Source organism: Rhodococcus sp. P3_B8 (genome assembly GCF_056402775.1).
On record NZ_JBFUGT010000066.1, the window covers coordinates 14,991 to 30,960 of the forward strand.

15 protein-coding genes are annotated in these 15,970 nt (G+C 68.7%); 6 read left to right on the forward strand and 9 right to left on the reverse strand.

Features of this window, described 5'->3' with window-relative positions; translation table 11 throughout:
* Nucleotides 1–280 precede the first annotated feature (280 nt).
* On the forward strand, nucleotides 281–1,648 hold the full coding sequence (locus tag AC1D1G_RS21060; protein WP_477953550.1) for a PhoH family protein: 1,368 nt from the start codon (nucleotides 281–283) through the stop codon (nucleotides 1,646–1,648).
* A gap of 63 nt (nucleotides 1,649–1,711) precedes the next feature.
* Here the strand turns inward: AC1D1G_RS21060 and AC1D1G_RS21065 are convergent, their stop codons facing one another.
* Complete coding sequence (locus tag AC1D1G_RS21065; RefSeq protein WP_477953551.1) at nucleotides 1,712–2,143, reverse strand: limonene-1,2-epoxide hydrolase family protein; 432 nt, start codon at nucleotides 2,141–2,143, stop codon at nucleotides 1,712–1,714.
* 26 nt (nucleotides 2,144–2,169) lie between these two features.
* Nucleotides 2,170–3,777 (reverse strand): serine hydrolase, encoded by a 1,608-nt coding sequence (locus AC1D1G_RS21070; protein WP_283352441.1) that lies wholly within the window; start codon nucleotides 3,775–3,777, stop codon nucleotides 2,170–2,172.
* Nucleotides 3,778–3,933: 156 nt separating this feature from the next.
* Between AC1D1G_RS21070 and AC1D1G_RS21075 the strand changes: the two genes are divergently transcribed.
* On the forward strand, nucleotides 3,934–4,791 hold the full coding sequence (locus tag AC1D1G_RS21075; RefSeq protein ID WP_477953552.1) for an acyl-ACP desaturase: 858 nt from the start codon (nucleotides 3,934–3,936) through the stop codon (nucleotides 4,789–4,791).
* A 58-nt stretch (nucleotides 4,792–4,849) separates the two neighbouring features.
* Here the strand turns inward: AC1D1G_RS21075 and AC1D1G_RS21080 are convergent, their stop codons facing one another.
* Both AC1D1G_RS21080 and glpX read right to left on the reverse strand, forming a co-directional pair.
* A complete protein-coding gene (locus AC1D1G_RS21080; protein WP_317568066.1) occupies nucleotides 4,850–6,253 on the reverse strand; it encodes a class II fumarate hydratase in 1,404 nt (467 codons plus the stop codon).
* Between the two features lie 98 nt (nucleotides 6,254–6,351).
* On the reverse strand, nucleotides 6,352–7,392 hold the full coding sequence (glpX, locus tag AC1D1G_RS21085) for a class II fructose-bisphosphatase (RefSeq protein ID WP_280781545.1): 1,041 nt from the start codon (nucleotides 7,390–7,392) through the stop codon (nucleotides 6,352–6,354).
* 190 nt (nucleotides 7,393–7,582) lie between these two features.
* Between glpX and AC1D1G_RS21090 the strand changes: the two genes are divergently transcribed.
* Complete coding sequence (locus AC1D1G_RS21090; RefSeq protein ID WP_009479114.1) at nucleotides 7,583–8,152, forward strand: DUF4245 domain-containing protein; 570 nt, start codon at nucleotides 7,583–7,585, stop codon at nucleotides 8,150–8,152.
* 14 nt (nucleotides 8,153–8,166) lie between these two features.
* Here the strand turns inward: AC1D1G_RS21090 and AC1D1G_RS21095 are convergent, their stop codons facing one another.
* From AC1D1G_RS21095 to AC1D1G_RS21105, 3 genes are read right to left on the reverse strand one after another with little or no spacing between them, the layout of a single operon-like run.
* The gene (locus tag AC1D1G_RS21095) at nucleotides 8,167–8,397 is read right to left on the reverse strand and encodes an exodeoxyribonuclease VII small subunit (RefSeq protein ID WP_477953553.1); all 231 of its coding nucleotides are present in this window, start codon (nucleotides 8,395–8,397) and stop codon (nucleotides 8,167–8,169) included.
* A 3-nt stretch (nucleotides 8,398–8,400) separates the two neighbouring features.
* A complete protein-coding gene (gene xseA / locus AC1D1G_RS21100) occupies nucleotides 8,401–9,657 on the reverse strand; it encodes an exodeoxyribonuclease VII large subunit (RefSeq protein WP_283331352.1) in 1,257 nt (418 codons plus the stop codon).
* A complete protein-coding gene (locus AC1D1G_RS21105) occupies nucleotides 9,654–10,289 on the reverse strand; it encodes a lipid droplet-associated protein (RefSeq protein ID WP_477953555.1) in 636 nt (211 codons plus the stop codon). Before AC1D1G_RS21105 ends, xseA begins: the two co-directional genes overlap by 4 nt.
* 142 nt (nucleotides 10,290–10,431) lie before the next feature.
* On the opposite strand from AC1D1G_RS21105, the gene AC1D1G_RS21110 reads away from it, so the two are divergent.
* Nucleotides 10,432–11,442 (forward strand): 4-hydroxy-3-methylbut-2-enyl diphosphate reductase, encoded by a 1,011-nt coding sequence (locus AC1D1G_RS21110; protein WP_280781549.1) that lies wholly within the window; start codon nucleotides 10,432–10,434, stop codon nucleotides 11,440–11,442.
* A gap of 28 nt (nucleotides 11,443–11,470) precedes the next feature.
* Here AC1D1G_RS21110 and AC1D1G_RS21115 read toward each other — a convergent pair whose 3' ends face one another.
* Nucleotides 11,471–12,313, reverse strand: coding sequence for a DUF6542 domain-containing protein (locus AC1D1G_RS21115; RefSeq protein ID WP_477953556.1), 843 nt, complete (start codon nucleotides 12,311–12,313; stop codon nucleotides 11,471–11,473).
* A gap of 23 nt (nucleotides 12,314–12,336) precedes the next feature.
* Nucleotides 12,337–13,500 carry a DNA recombination protein RmuC gene (locus tag AC1D1G_RS21120; protein WP_477953560.1) on the reverse strand — a complete coding sequence of 388 codons (1,164 nt, stop codon included), beginning with the start codon at nucleotides 13,498–13,500 and terminating at the stop codon, nucleotides 12,337–12,339.
* A gap of 101 nt (nucleotides 13,501–13,601) precedes the next feature.
* Here AC1D1G_RS21120 and AC1D1G_RS21125 point away from each other — a divergent pair, with 101 nt between their 5' ends.
* Nucleotides 13,602–14,786, forward strand: a complete 1,185-nt coding sequence (locus AC1D1G_RS21125) for an exonuclease SbcCD subunit D (protein ID WP_283331347.1) — start codon at nucleotides 13,602–13,604, stop codon at nucleotides 14,784–14,786.
* Nucleotides 14,783–15,970 (forward strand): AAA family ATPase (locus AC1D1G_RS21130; RefSeq protein WP_477953557.1); only part of this gene is annotated, 1,188 nt, incomplete at its 3' end. The genes AC1D1G_RS21125 and AC1D1G_RS21130, both read left to right, overlap by 4 nt.

The window sequence follows — 15,970 nt, forward strand, 5'->3', positions numbered from 1 at the left end:
GAGTGCAAGGACTCGTTAACCACGCACGGGCGCCGCAGGCGCCTCCGCGTAACTTGATGTTCACCGACACGCCCGCCGCTCGCACGGCCGTCCGGCGTGTTTGGCAGTACCGTCGGGGGTAACAGGCAGCGGGGAAGTTGCTTGTACGGGAGGTCCTGATCGTGGCTGACACACTCAGTGCGAGGGGGCCGGCGCCCGGCCCTCGTGTGGTGACACACCAGGGACGGACCGGTCCAGCGAACCGAGTTTGCGTGGGTGCCACGCAGACCTAGGAGCCAACGTGACTGCTTCACGCTCCGTCTCAGCCCGCGTCGGACGTTCGTCCGCCGCCCCCAGGAAATCGTCGGATTCTGCAGTTCGTACATTCGTACTCGACACCTCCGTACTGCTGTCCGACCCCTGGGCCGTCACCAGGTTCGCCGAGCACCGTGTGGTGCTTCCCCTCGTCGTGATCAGCGAGCTCGAAGGGAAGCGGCACCACCACGAGTTGGGATGGTTCGCAAGAGAATCGCTGCGCATGCTCGACGACCTCCGTCTGGAGTACGGTCGTCTCGACCAGCCCGTGCCGATCGGCACCGAGGGCGGCACCCTGCAGGTCGAGCTGAACCACACCGACCCGTCGGTTCTCCCGGTCGGATTCCGCACGGACAGCAACGATTCGAGGATCCTGGCCTGCGCCCTGAACCTCGAGGCCGAGGGCGGTGACGTCGTCCTGGTCAGCAAGGATATCCCGCTGCGTGTGAAGGCCGGTGCGGTGGGTCTTCCCGCCGACGAGTACCACGCCCACGACGTCGTTCCGTCCGGTTGGACGGGTATGACCGAACTGGATGTGGCGTCCTMGTCGATCGACGAACTGTTCTCCGAGGGTGTCGTCGATCTGGAGGAGGCTCGGGAACTTCCGTGCCACACGGGTATTCGGCTGCTGGGCGGTTCGTCGAGCGCACTGGGCCGGGTGAACGCCGACAAGCGGGTGCAGTTGGTCCGGGGGGAGCGTGAGGCATTCGGTCTGCACGGACGTTCGGCCGAGCAGCGGATCGCCCTGGACATCCTGCTGGACGACAGTGTGGGCATCGTGTCGCTGGGCGGCAAGGCGGGCACCGGCAAGTCGGCGTTGGCGTTGACGGCGGGGCTGGAGGCGGTGCTCGAGCGCCGTACCCAGCGGAAAGTCGTTGTCTTCCGGCCGCTCTACGCGGTGGGTGGGCAGGAACTCGGCTACCTGCCGGGTAGTGAGAGCGAGAAGATGGGCCCGTGGGCCCAGGCGGTCTTCGACACTCTCGACGGCCTCGCCAGCACCGAGGTGATGGACGAGGTGATCAGCCGCGGCATGCTGGAAGTGTTGCCACTCACGCATATTCGCGGCCGGTCACTGCACGATTCGTTCGTGATCGTGGACGAGGCGCAGTCCCTGGAACGCAACGTGCTGCTCACGGTGCTCTCCCGGCTCGGCACCGGCTCCCGGGTGATCCTCACTCACGACGTCGCGCAGCGCGACAACCTGAGGGTCGGACGTCACGACGGTGTGGCCGCGGTGATCGAGAAGCTCAAGGGGCATCCGCTGTTCGCGCACATCACGTTGACGCGCAGTGAGCGTTCGCCGATCGCGGCGCTCGTGACGGAGATGCTGGAGGAGTTTGGGCCGACGCCGTAGGCGCCTGCCCCGCAGCGTGATCCGCCCGATGTCGCACGGTCCGTGCGACATCGGGCGGAAACGTCAGAAGGCGCGCACGATACCTTTGAGCGTGCCCCACAGGAAGTCTCGGTTGCTGAAGTAGTCGCGCCAGACGGCGATCTTGCCGTCCTTCATCTCGAACGTGCCGCACACCCAGAATTCGCTGCGCAGCCGCTTGTAGATCAGGACGTCCGTGCGTTCGGTCAGCACGGCCGTACCGTCGCCGGCGATGTGGTGCAGGCGCACGTCGAATCCGACACCGGGGCGGCTCATTCCGCGGAGTATCCGCGTGACGGAGCCGAGGCCGCGGATCTTGGGCAGGGACACGTTGTGCCACACGATGTCCTGGTGCAGATACTGCTGCGCGGCGTCCGGGTCGCCGGCGACGAGTGCGTCCAGGAATGCCCGGACCACCTGGACATCTGCCGTGTCCGTTCGAGCGGTTCCCGTGGGTGCGTGCGAGTTCGTGCTCATGATCTTCTCCCGGTCGATGTGTCGGCTCAGCGGACGAATGTCCCCCGGCCTTCCGTGTCGTAGAACTCGAGTGTGACGTTGTTGCCGGCGAACGTGGCCTTCGAGATGGTTCCGGGTGGGGCGTTCTCACCGCGGGGTGTGAAAGTGAAGGTGTCGCCGTCCCAGTGGGTGAGTGGGAAGGTCTGCCCGGCGGGTCCGAGTTGGAGCGTCAGCGCACCGTTGCTCTCGGTGACGACGGCGGGACCCCAGTACGGGTTGCCGTAGGTGCCTGCGTAGGTCGGGAGGGGCTGCGGCGGTGCCGGGTTCGTGGGGGCCGTCTGGCCGACGAGACTGCCCTCGGGCTCGTCCATCGGCGCGATGGCCTGCCGGTACAACGACCTCCAGTCCTCGCGGATCTCCCCGAACTGCACGAGGTCGGCGAACTCGGCGGTGAGGGACTCGGGGATGCCGATGGGCGACCCGTTGGTCAGCGCGACGATGGCGACGTCGGCGGACGGTATCGCGACGAAATTCGTCGCCACCCCGAGCTGGAACCCGCCCGAATGGCTGAGGGAAACCCGCCCTGCCGGGGTGGTCGAGACGTTGAACCCGTACCCGTACGACCCCGGACGGCTGTCCATCGACCGCGGTGGGCTGGACACCATCTGAGGACTGACCGCGGGGAGCAGTGCCTCGGGTGACACGATCTCCTTGCCCTCGAACGTTCCGTCGGCCAACAGCATCGCCAGCCATTTGCCCATGTCGTTGACGGAGGAGCTCACCCCGCCTGCGGGGGACTGCGCGTCGGGGTCGCGTACCGCGTCGGCGACGTACTTGCCGTCGACGAGTTGGTGCGCGACAGCGCGGTCGCTGCGGGCCTGATAGTCGGCGAATCGCGAACTCGTGGACGACATCCCCAGCGGCTGGTAGATCGTCTGCTCGGACAGCGTGGCCCAGTCCGTCCCGGACGCCGCCGCGACGGCCTCCGCCGCCGCGGTGAGGCCGAAGTTGGTGTACTCGTAGGTGATCCGGAACGGGTTCAGCGGTTCGAGCCGGAGCTTGTCGAGCACCTGCTGCTGGTTGTAACCCAGGTCCTCGAGCAGATCGCCGGCATGGTCGGGCAACCCGGACCGGTGCGAGTACAGATCGCCCACCGTGACGTGCTCGGTGACCCACGGGTCCGCGAGGGCGAAACCGGGCGACTTGGACACCACGGGAGTGTCCCAGCCGACGACACCGGCATCGACCTGGTGGGCCACCACCGTGGACCCCACCGATTTCGACATCGACGCCAGCTGGAACACGGTGTCGGCGTCCACCTTCTGATCGGTGCCGGCCTCGCGCACGCCGAATCCCTTCGCGTACACGGTCTGCCCACCGTGGACGACGGCGACCGCCATGCCCGGCAGTCCGGAACTCTCCATCAGCTCGTTCGCCAGGTCGTCGAGACGGCCCACGGCGTCGTCGATCTGACCGTCCGGGATATCGACGCCCGCGACCGTCCCCGGGTTCGGTTGCGACGACTCCGAGGTGGGGTTCGCGCCGGACGTCGAGGCGGAACCGGCGTCGTCTGCGTCGGAGCCGCAACCCGTCACCAGTGACCCGCCGAGCGCGAGAGCCGACAGAAGTATCGTCAGGTTCCGCTGTCTGCGCATGGGTGATCCTCTGCTCGGGCCCGGGGTAACCGTGAACTGCCAGCGTAACGACTGCAAGCCCATGACCAGGCTGTTTTCGTCACAACGCCGCCGTTGTTCCCGTCGAATTCACCAGTGGTCGACCCGGCGCCCGGGCGCGGACGCTACGGTGTGCGGATGCCGATTGAAAAGAATGACTCGCAGCTGCTCAGTGAGCTGGCCCCGGTGGTGGACGAAAACCTCACACGTCACATCGCCGAGGCGGACGGCTGGCAGCCGCACGATCTGGTCCCGTGGGACGAGGGCAAGAACTTCGCGTTCATGGGTGGAACGGATTGGTCGGCAGATCAGTCGACCCTGAGCGACGTCGAGGCGCTCGCACTGACGGTGGGTGTGCTGGTGGCGGACAACGTCCCCGCGTACCACCGGGAGATCGCCAAGCACCTCGCCCAGGTGGGCCCGTGGTGGCGCTGGGTGGGCCGCTGGACTGCGGAGGAGAACCGGCACTCCATCGTGCTCCGGAACTACCTGATGGTGACGCGCGCCGTCGACCCCGTCGCCCTCGAGCGCGCCCGGATGGACGAGATGGTCCGCGGCTACGCGATGCCGCCGATGCACCTGCTCGAGATGCTCGCGAACTCCGCGTTCGAGGAGAAGGCCGCGGCGGTGCGTCATCACAACACGGCAGCACTCGGCGAGGACCCGCTGGTGGCCGTGATCGCCGAGCGGCTGGCCACGGACGACGAACTGCAGTCGCTGTTCTACCGGAACATCGTCGAGGCCGCGTTCGAGCTGGTACCCGACCAGACGATGCGGGCCATCGCATCGCGGATCGAGGCCTTCGACGTGCCGAGCGTGGCCCTGCCCGGCGGAACCGACAGCACCGCCGTGCTCGCCGAGGCCGGCATCTACGACCCCGCCCAGCAGGGGGAGAAGGTGTTCGCGCCGCTGCTTCGCTCCTGGAACATCGCTGGGCGCACCGATCTCGGCCCGGAGGGCGAGAAGGCCCGCGACGAGCTGTCCGCGCTGCTGTAGGACTTCTGCGCGAGAGGGCCCGCACTCCGGCGAGTGCGGGCCCTCTCCGTCGGCCGGGTCAGTCCTTGACCTTCGCCATCGCCAGCACGTCGAGACGCTTGTCGAGTTCCTCCTCGCTCAGCTTGTCGCCGATCAGACCGCGGGCGACGACGGTCTCGCGGATGGTCTTCTTCTCCTTCAGCGCCTGCTTGGCGACAGCCGCGGCCTCCTCGTACCCGATCGCGGAGTTCAGTGGCGTCACGATGGACGGCGACGATTCCGCGAGGGTCTTGAGGTGCTCGGTGTTCGCGACGAGCCCCACGACGCACCGGTCGGCGAACAGCCGCGTGACGTTGGCCAGCAATTTCAACGATTCGAGCAGGTTCCGCGCCATCATCGGGATGTAGACGTTGAGCTCGAACGCGCCCGCGGCACCGCCCCACGCGACCGCGGCATCGTTGCCGACCACCTGAGCGGCGACCTGGGTGGCCGCCTCCGGGAGCACCGGATTGACCTTGCCGGGCATGATCGAACTGCCGGGCTGCAGGTCGGGGAGACGGATCTCGCCGAGACCGGTGAGCGGCCCCGATCCCATCCAGCGGATGTCGTTGGCGATCTTGGTCAGGGACACCGCGATCGTGCGCAGCGCGCCGGACGCCTCCACCAGCCCGTCCCGCGCCGCCTGCGCCTCGAAACTGTTCTTCGCCGGTGTGAGGGCGTCGACTCCCGTCGCCTTGACCAGTTCGGCGACGACCCTCGGGCCGAACCCGTCGGGGGCATTGAGCCCCGTTCCGACCGCGGTGCCGCCGATGGGCAGCTCACCGAGCCGGGGAAGGCAGGCCACGACCCGCTCCATCCCCGCCTCCATCTGACGGGCGTAACCGCCGAACTCCTGGCCGAGGGTCACCGGGACGGCGTCCATGAGGTGGGTGCGGCCCGACTTCACGACGGTCTTCCACTCGGTGGACTTGTCGAGCAGGGCCAGGCGCAGGTGGTCGAGGGCGGGGAGGAGGTCCTTCACCGCGGACTCGGTGGCCGCGACGTGCGTCGCGGTGGGAAACGTATCGTTGGACGACTGCGACATGTTGACATCGTCGTTGGGGTGGACGACCACACCGTTCGCCGAGGCGATCGACGCGATCACCTCGTTGGCGTTCATGTTGGAACTGGTGCCCGAGCCCGTTTGGAAGACGTCGATGGGGAACTGATCGTCGTGCTTGCCCTCGGCGATCTCGCCCGCCGCCGCGATGATGGCATCCGCCTTCTCGGCGTCGAGGAGGCCGAGATCCTTGTTGACCTGCGCACAGGCTGCCTTCAGCAGACCCATCGCACGTATCTGGGTGCGCTCGAGACCTCGACCGCTGATCGGGAAGTTCTCGACGGCGCGCTGAGTTTGCGCGCGCCACAGGGCATCCACGGGCACCCGCACCTCGCCCATGGTGTCGTGTTCGATCCGGTACTGCTGCTCGTTGCTCTCGGTCATGCGTCAAACATGCCACTTCCGAGCGCGTCGKGGGGCGCTCCCCGTGCGCCTTTCCGGTAGCCGGAGCTACCGGAAAGGCGCACGGGCAGCGGAGCTGCCTAGAACGTCGGCGGAACGGCGCCGTCTTCGCCCGTGAAGTCCACGGACGAGTACTCGCGCAGCTTCTCGAGACGGTGGTACGCGTCGATCATGCGGACGGTGCCCGACTTCGACCGCATCACGATCGACTGGGTCGAGGCGCCGCCGCCGTAGTAGCGGACGCCGCGGAGCAGGTCGCCGTCCGTGACGCCGGTGGCGCAGAAGAAGACGTTCTCACCCGACACGAGATCTTCGGTGGTGAGCACACGGTCCAGGTCGTGGCCTGCGTCGATGGCCTTCTGACGCTCGGCGTCGTCGGTCGGGGCCAGCCGGCCCTGCAGCGAACCACCCATACAGCGCATGGCGGCGGCGGCGATGATGCCCTCGGGCGTGCCACCGGTGCCGATCAGGATGTCGGTGCCCGACTCCGGACGCGCGGCGGCGATCGCACCCGCGACGTCGCCGTCGGAGATGAGACGGATCCGGGCGCCGGTGTCCCGGACCTCCTGGATGAGCCGGGCGTGCCGCGGACGGTCGAGGATGCAGACCGTCACGTCGGAGGGGGACGCCTTGCGGACCTTCGCGACGCGTTTGATGTTCTCGGCGACGGGCGCTGTGATGTCGATGACATCGGCGGCGTCGGGGCCGACGGCGATCTTCTCCATGTAGAACACGGCAGACGGGTCGAACATCGCGCCGCGCTCGGCGACCGCGAGGACGGCGATCGCGTTGGGCATGCCCTTCGCCATCAGGGTGGTTCCGTCGACCGGGTCGACGGCGAAATCGCATTCGGGTCCGTCGCCGTTGCCGACCTCTTCGCCGTTGAACAGCATCGGGGCTTCGTCCTTCTCGCCCTCGCCGATGACGACGACGCCGCGCATCGAGACCGAGCTCACGAGCTGGCGCATGGCGTCGACGGCGGCGCCGTCGCCACCCTCCTTGTCGCCACGGCCGACCCAGCGACCGGCAGCCATCGCACCAGCCTCGGTGACTCGGACCAATTCCAGAGCAAGATTTCGGTCCGGGGCCTCGCGGCGACTCGAAGTGGTGCTAGCCGTCATGGGCAGTGCCTCCTGGTGCAGTCACGGTCGACGTTGTACGTCGACGCTGTGTCGGTGGCCGTCGGCCGCCGAGTGTCGGGTGGATCTCGCCTGCTGATTCTCCCAGAAAGAAGTGTGACGTGCGCTGCTGGGGCGCGAATCACGGGACCGAGAATCGTTGTTCCGGGACCGACCCTGGATACTGGTGGGCGTGGCATCCGATAAACCCCGCATCCTGCACAACAACCGCGACATGGTGTGGTCGCTCGTACCCCTTGTCCTGTTCTGCGTACTGATCGCGGGTATCGCCAGCCAGTGCACGTTCAGCCCGGGCGGGCCCACCAGTGGCCCGATCCCCAGCTTCGACGTCGACGCGGCGCTGAAGTACGACGCCCAGGACCTGCCGTTCCCGGTGCGCAAGCCGGAGACGCCGGAGGGCTGGACGCCCAACTCGGGCAGCCGCAGCATCGTCAGCGGCGACGGCGGCGGCGATTCGAGCACCGTCGGATTCATCACCGAGGCCGGCCGCTACATCCAGCTGACGCAGAGCAATGCCGTCGAGACGGTGCTCGTGCCGTTCGTCGCCGGTGGTCCGCGTACGGCGACGGGAACCGAGGACGTCGCAGGTCACAGCTGGATCGTGTACGGCGGGGAGGGTGTCGAGCCGATCTGGGTCTCCGACTTCGGCGACGTCCGGCTCCTCGTGACGGGCAGTGCGTCACCCGAGGCGTTCGAGCAGCTCACCACCGCCGCGGCCGACGCCCCGATCCTCGCTGCCTGACGATCGAGGGAGGGTCAGCCCTCGTCCTCGGCGTGGGCGAGGGCCGTCTCGACGCGCTTGCGCGCCCCGGCGAGGTGTTCCTCGCAGCGTTTGGCCAGGGCCTCGCCCCGCTCCCACAGTGCGAGTGACGCGTCGAGGTCGAGGCCGCCCTGTTCGAGCACCTTGACCACGTCGACGAGTTCGTCGCGCGCCGCCTCGTAACCGAGCTCCGCGATGTCGGTGTCGTTTCCGGTGGGCYTACTCATGTCCTACTTGTCCTTTCCCATCACCGCGGCACGGATTGCGCCGTCGGCGACTCGAACGCGAATCTGGGTGCCCGGTGGGGCGTCGTCGACCGAACGCAGTACCTCGGGATCGCCGTCGGGCACGATCCGCTGAACCACGGAGTAGCCGCGGGCCAGGGTCGCGGCGGGCCCGAGGGTCGTCAGCCGTGCACGAAGGTGCTCGATCGTGGTGCTCTCCGCGGCGATCGCCCGGCTGACATCGCGTCGCCCGGCTTCCCGCAGTCGCTCGACCTCGTCCGACCGGTGGTCGAGTGCGCGCAGCGGGTCGGCGAGTACCGGCCGGCTCCGCAGCTGGGAGATCAGGTGCGACTCGCGCTGCACCCAGTTGCGCAGCGCAGCCGCGCTCCGCGACCGCAATTCGCCGACGAGTGCCTGCTCGGCGACCGCGTCCGGCACCACCCGCTTGGCGGCATCCGTCGGTGTTGCGGCCCGCAGGTCGGCGACGTGATCGCTGAGCGGACTGTCCGGCTCGTGGCCGATGGCGCTGACCACCGGTGTTCGGCAGGCAACGATCGCGCGGCACAGCGTCTCGTCGGAGAACGGCAGCAGATCCTCCACACTGCCGCCGCCGCGCGCGAGGATGATCACGTCGACGTGCGGGTCGGCGTCCAGTTCCTTCAATGCGTCGAGGATCTGCGGAACGGCGGTCGCGCCCTGCACCGGGGTGTTGCGCACCTCGAAGCGCACGGCGGGCCAGCGGCGCTGCGCCACACTGAGGACGTCGTGCTCGGCGGCGCTCGCGCGACCGGTGATCAGCCCGATGGTGCCCGGTAGGAACGGCAGCGGACGCTTCAGCCGAGGGTCGAACAGACCCTCCGCGGCCAGCAGCGCGCGCAACCGCTCGATTCGGGCGAGGAGTTCACCGATCCCGATCGCGCGGATCTCCGTCACCCGCAGCGAGACCGACCCTCGGCCCGTGTAGAACGACAACTTGCCGAACATCACCACCCGGCTGCCCTCGGTGAGCGGGACGGGGGAGTTCTGCAACAGCTGCGGGGAACAGGTCACCGACAACGACATGTCAACGGACGGATCCCGCAGCACAAGAAACGCGGTCCGGGTTCCCGGACGCGCGTTGATCTGGGTGATCTGCCCCTCGACCCAGACACTCCCGAGCCGGTCGATCCACTGTGCGACCTTGGCCGACACGGTGCGGACCGGCCAGGGCTGCTCGGCGGTACTCGGTCCGGTACTGGCTGCGCGGGGCTGTGCGGAGGTCACTTGGCCTTGGCGGAGGTGATGCGGTTGGTCAGCATGGTCTGGAACGGCGCGCGTGCCAGGGTCGCGTTCTCGTAGTCCAGCAGCGTCGTGAGGTCCTCGACGGACAGGCTGCGCAGGCGCGCCCGCAGCTGGGCGAGCGTCAGCGTGCCGTAGTCGAGTACGACGGCGATCTCGGGTTCGGCCACCGTCGGCGCGGAGGTCGCGGCCTTCTTGCTCGCCGACGTCACGGGGGCCGAGCCGTTGGTCGTGGCGGCGGGAGCAGCCTTCGGGGTCGAGACCTTCTCGGGAGTGCTCTCTTCCTGCGGGCTCAGCGAGTACAGGGCGAACCGGCCCGGTCCGGCCGGCCGCTCGTCGGTCACGCCGTCGACAACGGGTTCCGGATCGGTGTCGTCGTCGAAGACGGCCCAGGCCGGCTGCTCGTCGTCGTGGGTCCAGTTGATCAGTGCGAAAGCCTGGTCGCCCTTGATGGCCAGCGCCGTCATGGACTGCTGAACACGCATCGTGGTCTGCAGCACCTGACTGACCGCGGTCATGGGCAGGGTCGCTGCGGTGGTCGGCAGCCTCCTGGCCTCTTCGACGGCCGTCACGGCGATTCCAGCGGCGACACGCGCCACGAAGGGGGGACGAATCATTCCCACAGCCTGCCTGACAACGGCACGTTTGGGTAGCCGACGTGCCCACAGCGCCGACGACTTCGGTGCGACGATGCGCACACTACCCGGCCGAGACCCCGCGAAAGTGTCGTCCGTTCGGGGTGACCCGTAGTCTGGAACCATGTCTTCGGCTGTTCCACTCAATGTGGGTATCACACGTTCGGCAGATTCGGGGGCGTCGCGTGCCGACGGCGAGAAGCGGGTACTGCTCGCGGAGCCCCGCGGCTACTGCGCCGGCGTGGACCGCGCCGTCGAGACGGTGGAGAAGGCGCTCGAGAAGCACGGCGCCCCGATCTACGTCCGCAAGGAGATCGTCCACAACCGGCACGTCGTCGAGACGCTCACCGATCAGGGTGTCGTCTTCGTCGACGAGACGGACGAGGTTCCGGAGGGCGCGCTGCTGGTGTTCTCCGCCCACGGCGTGTCTCCCGCGGTCCACGAATCGGCCGCGGCGCGCAACCTGCGCACCATCGACGCCACGTGCCCGCTGGTCACGAAGGTCCACCAGGAAGCCAAGCGCTTCGCCCGCGACGACTTCGACATCCTCCTGATCGGCCACGAGGGCCACGAGGAAGTGGAGGGCACCGCCGGTGAGGCCCCCGATCACGTGCAACTGGTCGACGGACCCGACTCCGTCGACGCCGTGACGGTCCGCGACGAATCGAAGGTCATCTGGTTGTCGCAGACCACGTTGAGCGTCGACGAGACGATGCAGACGGTCGCCCGGCTGCGGGAGCGTTTCCCCAATCTGCAGGACCCGCCGAGCGACGACATCTGCTACGCCACCCAGAACCGTCAGGTGGCGGTCAAGGCGATGGCACCCGAATGCGACCTCGTCATCGTCGTCGGATCCCGCAACTCCTCGAACTCCGTTCGTCTCGTCGAGGTCGCACTGAACGCGGGCGCGAAGGCGTCGTACCTGGTCGACTACGCGCGCGAAGTGGATCCGGCCTGGCTCGACGGCGTCCGGACGGTCGGGATCACGTCCGGTGCGTCCGTGCCGGAGATCCTGGTGCGCGGTGTGATCGATCTGCTCGACGAGCACGGATTCCACGACGTCCAGCCGGTCACCACGGCCAACGAGACGCTGGTCTTCGCACTGCCGCGCGAGCTGCGCGCCGCGCGGACCTGATCGGCCCGCTACCTGCCGCGTCCCTGCTCTAGCGGGGCTGCTCCGTCTCGAACGGCGGCTCGTACCGGTCGCGGTAACGCACCTGCGGAATGGGGTGGGCCGGCACGTCGGGGTTCGGCYGGGGTCGCGGCGTCGTCCGCGGCGGGACCGAACGCGGCGCCTGACTGGTGCGCGGAGGCGCCGAGCGGGGTGCCTGCGCTGCCCGGTCGACCATCGGTGGTGGGGGCGTGGTGCGTCCCCCCGACGACGACGATCGGCGAGGCGGTGGGGTGGCTGCCCGTCRCCCCGAGCGGGGGTGTTCCCGCGCAGCGTCCCTGTCACGCGCCCGGCGCGACGGCGGAGACTGCTCGGACTCCTCGGCTGCGCGCCGAGGGCGGGCGGCGCGTGGCGCCCGCTGCGCGCGTCGCCGCTCGGACGTGCGGGCGGGACCGGTCTTGCGTTGCTGCAGCAGGAAGAGGCGGAGGCCACCGATCAGCAGGGTCACCACGGTGGCGGCGAGCATCACCGGGAAACGGTTGACCAGCGGATATGCGACGTTGATCGCCAGGTCTTTCAGTGCGGTGCTGTTCTCCTCCGCGATGAGACTCTGCCCGAGCGGCACCGCGACGAACAGGATCAGCGGCGGCTGGACGATCGCGGTGAACAGCGCCCGATTGCCGGCAGCAGCCACGGCGAGAACGCAGCCGAGGAAATAGAACGTGGAGAACGCAGCCGTGAGTTCCGTGCCACGAGCCGCATCGACAGCGAATCCGACAAAGGTGACTCCGACGGCCAGGAGAATGACACCCCACCAGGGGAGACCGGGGACCGTAGGGACAATCGACCGCCTGTCGAGCGGCACCCCAGAGCGAGCACGTTGGGTTGCAGACACACAACGACAGTAGCGGCAACTTGTTAACTAGCCTCGTTGGCGTGACCGATAGAGCCTGAGAGATCCTCGAGATTTGTGCGTCGCGGCCACGAATCGACGGCGCTGACCTCGGTGACATCGCCGTCGAACACATCGAGGTCGTGGAGCTTGCGGGCGGTGACTGTGACCCGGGACTCCATCGACGCGACGGTGAGATTGAACGAGTCGACGGCCTTGCCGAGTTGTGAGCCGAGGCGGTCGAGATGTGCACCGACCGTGCCCAGCCGCGAATACAGCTCCCGGCCGAGTTGGTGGATCTTCGCGGCGTCCTGCGACAGCGCCTCCTGGCGCCAGGTGTGCGCGATGGTCCGCAGCAAGGCGATGAGAGTGGTGGGGGTGGCGAGGATCACGTTCCGCGAGAACGCGTGCTCGAGCAGCCCGGAGTCGGCGGTCAGCGCCGCGTCCAGGAACGGATCACCGGGCACGAACAGCACCACGAACTCCGGCGTCGGGTCGAACGACTCCCAGTACGTCTTGTCGGCCAACTGGTCGACGTGCGTCCGCAGCTGCCGGGCGTGTCTGGAGAGGTGCTGTTCCCGGGCGGCCGGGTCTTCCGTCTGCGCGGCGTCCAGGTACGCCGCGAACGGGACCTTGGCGTCGACCACGATCTGCTTGCCGCCCGCGAGGTACACGAGCAGGTCGGGACGGACACCGTCCTTCGACACCTGGGTGTCGAAATCGCAGTGCCGGACCATCCCGGCGAGTTCGACCACCCGCTCGAGCTGGATCTCGCCCCACCGGCCCCGGATCTGCGGCGCCCGCAGCGCCGTGACCAGCCGGCTCGTCTGCGTGGACAGCATCTGAGAGGTGCGGTACATGCCTTCGACCTGCTCGCTGAGCCCCGCATACGCGTGCAGGCGGTTGCGTTCGACGTGGTCCACCTGTTCCGCCAGGGCGCCGACGGCCTCGTGCAGTGGCCCGACCAGTCGCGAGATCTGCTCGCCGATCGCACCCGAGTGGCGGCGGGCGGAATCCTCGCTGACCGCGCCGAGCGACTGCTGCAGCAGGGCCTCGTTCTCGCGCAGCGCGGCGAGCTGTGCCTCCGCACGCGCCGCCCGATCACCGCTCCGCGCCGCGTGCAGCAGCCACCCGAGGGCGGTGCCCGCGGCCAGCGCCAGGAGCATTCCGAGTGCAGCGAGTGCATTCATGTGGCTCATGGTGCACCGCCCCACCGACATGTCGAATCGCTCGGGCGCCACGCGGCCGAGGTGTTCGAGGTTGTCGGCACGGTGCTCTACGGTCTCGGGACATGAGGATCCTGCACACTTCGGACTGGCACATCGGACGCACGTTCCACGGGGTGGACCTGCTCACCGACCAGGCCCGTGTGCTCGACGCGATCGCCGCCCTCGTCGCCGAGCACGGCGTGGACGTCGTCGTCGTTCCCGGTGACGTGTACGACCGGTCGATCCCCAGCGCCGACGCCGTCACCGTGTGCAACCGCGGATTCGAAGCGATCCGGGACGCCGGTGCGGTCATCGTCGCCACGTCCGGGAACCACGACTCCGCGGCGCGGCTCGGGGCGGGTGCCGCGTTCTCCCGCGCGGGCGGGCTGCACCTCATGACGACGGTCGCCGGGATCGGCTCGCCCGTCGTGCTCGAGGACGCGCACGGTCCCGTCTCGTTCTACGGCATTCCCTATCTCGAGCCCGAGATCACCCGCGCGCAACTGGACGTGCCGACCGCCCGCTCGCACGCCGAGATCCTCGACGCCGCGATGGACCGTGTCCGTGCCGACCTCGACGGGCGGAACGACACCGGTCCGCGCACCAGGTCCGTCGTCCTGGCGCACGCGTTCGTCGTGGGCGCGGAGGCCACCGGATCGGAGAGGTCCATCTCCGTCGGCGGCGTCGAGACGGTGTCGGCGTCGGCCTTCGGCGGGGTCGACTACGTCGCGCTCGGCCACCTGCACTCGCCGCAGACTCTCACCGAGAACATCCGGTACTCGGGTTCGCCGCTGCCGTACTCCTTCGGCGAGCGCACCCACAGCAAGGCGGTCTACCTCGTGGATCTCGACGCCGACGGACTGCGGGCCGTCGAGCGGGTCGACCTGCCGGTGGTCCGTGGTCTGCGGCAACTGACCGGGACGGTGCAGGCGTTGCTCGAGGACGACGCGTTCCGCGACGCCGAGGACTGCTACGTGTCGGCGGTGCTCACCGACCCGGAACGCCCGGTCGACGCCATGCGCTCACTCCAGACCCGATTCCCGTTCGCCGTGCACCTCGAGTGGCAACGCCCCGAGGGCGGCGACGATCTGCGCTACCGCGACAAGGTGCACGGGCGCAGCGATCTGCAGATCACGCGCAGCTTCCTCACCGACGTGCGCAGCGAACCGTCGACCGGCGAGATCCGATTGGTGGAGGCCGCACTCGGCTTCGCCGGCCGGTCCGGCGAAGACACCGCCGAGGTCGTCGCGCTGGAACAGACGGCATGAGGCTGCATCGACTCGAGGTCGAAGCCTTCGGGCCGTTCGCAGGATCCGTGGAAGTCGACTTCGATCGGCTCGGCGCGGACGGGCTCTTTCTGCTGCACGGTCATACCGGCGCCGGTAAGACGACAGTCCTCGACGCGGTGGCGTTCGCGCTGTACGGCACGGTGCCCGGGGCACGGAAGGACGGCAAGCGCCTCCTGTCCGACCACGCGCCCGCCGGTTCCGTTCCGACGGTGACGCTCGAGGCGACGATCGCGGGCCGGCATCTGCGACTCGTCCGCAGCCCGGAGTTCGAGCGTCCCAAGCGCCGTGGGTCGGGGACCATCAAGGAGAACGCGAAGGCCACGCTCACCTGGCTCGACGGCCGCGGGGAGAACCTGTCACGGATCCCCGACATCGCCGACGAGGTCGGGCGGCTGATGGGCATGAGCGCCGACCAGTTCTTCCAGGTCGTCCTGCTGCCGCAGGGAGAGTTCGCGAAGTTCCTGCGAGCCGACAACGAGGAACGCGGTCAGCTTCTGGAGAGGCTGTTCGACACCACCCGATTCGGGACGGTGGAGGAGTGGTTCCTCGCCCGCAGGCGTACCAGCGCCCACGACCTGGACGAGCATCAACGGGCCGTCGACGTCCTGCTGGCGCGGGTCGGGACGGCCGCAGGCATCGAGGGGGGCGCCGACGCCGATCCGGTGACCTGGGCCCACAAGCTCGAGGCCGAGGCGCGCGAGACCCGCGACCTGGCCGCGGACGACCTGCAGAAGGCCAAGAGCCAGGCGAAGGTGACCCAAGATGCGCTCGCGGAGGCGCGCCGTGTCCTCGAACTGCAGAACCGCAGGCGGCGAGCCGAGGCGGAACTCGAGGCCCACGCAGCGGAGGCGGACCGGCGGGCGGTCCTCGTCGCCGAATTGGCGGATGCGCGCCGGGCCGCACCGGTCGCGACCGTGGCACGCGACGCCGACGCCGCCCGGGCCAAGGCCGCAGCCGCCGCGCGGAACGTCGAGGCGATCACGGACGGATTGCGTTCGACGGTGGGCGGCGCCGATCTCGTGGCGGAGTTGCCGTGGCCTCCGACCGCCGACGAACGGGAGCACATCCGGTCGAGTATCCGGGCCTGGCGTGACGAGATCGTGCGCCTCGACGGGGCACTCGCCGAATCCGTCGCCGCCGACCGGCTCGCTGTCGAACTGAAG

Coding starts and splice junctions, on each gene's coding strand:
- AC1D1G_RS21065 (WP_477953551.1), bottom strand. CDS start 2,143: ATGAGCACGAACTCGCACGCACCCACGGGAACCGCTCGAACGGACACG.
- AC1D1G_RS21070 (WP_283352441.1), bottom strand. CDS start 3,777: ATGCGCAGACAGCGGAACCTGACGATACTTCTGTCGGCTCTCGCGCTC.
- AC1D1G_RS21075 (WP_477953552.1), top strand. CDS start 3,934: ATGCCGATTGAAAAGAATGACTCGCAGCTGCTCAGTGAGCTGGCCCCG.
- AC1D1G_RS21080 (WP_317568066.1), bottom strand. CDS start 6,253: ATGACCGAGAGCAACGAGCAGCAGTACCGGATCGAACACGACACCATG.
- glpX (WP_280781545.1), bottom strand. CDS start 7,392: ATGACGGCTAGCACCACTTCGAGTCGCCGCGAGGCCCCGGACCGAAAT.
- AC1D1G_RS21105 (WP_477953555.1), bottom strand. CDS start 10,289: ATGATTCGTCCCCCCTTCGTGGCGCGTGTCGCCGCTGGAATCGCCGTG.
- AC1D1G_RS21110 (WP_280781549.1), top strand. CDS start 10,432: ATGTCTTCGGCTGTTCCACTCAATGTGGGTATCACACGTTCGGCAGAT.
- AC1D1G_RS21120 (WP_477953560.1), bottom strand. CDS start 13,500: ATGAATGCACTCGCTGCACTCGGAATGCTCCTGGCGCTGGCCGCGGGC.
- AC1D1G_RS21125 (WP_283331347.1), top strand. CDS start 13,602: ATGAGGATCCTGCACACTTCGGACTGGCACATCGGACGCACGTTCCAC.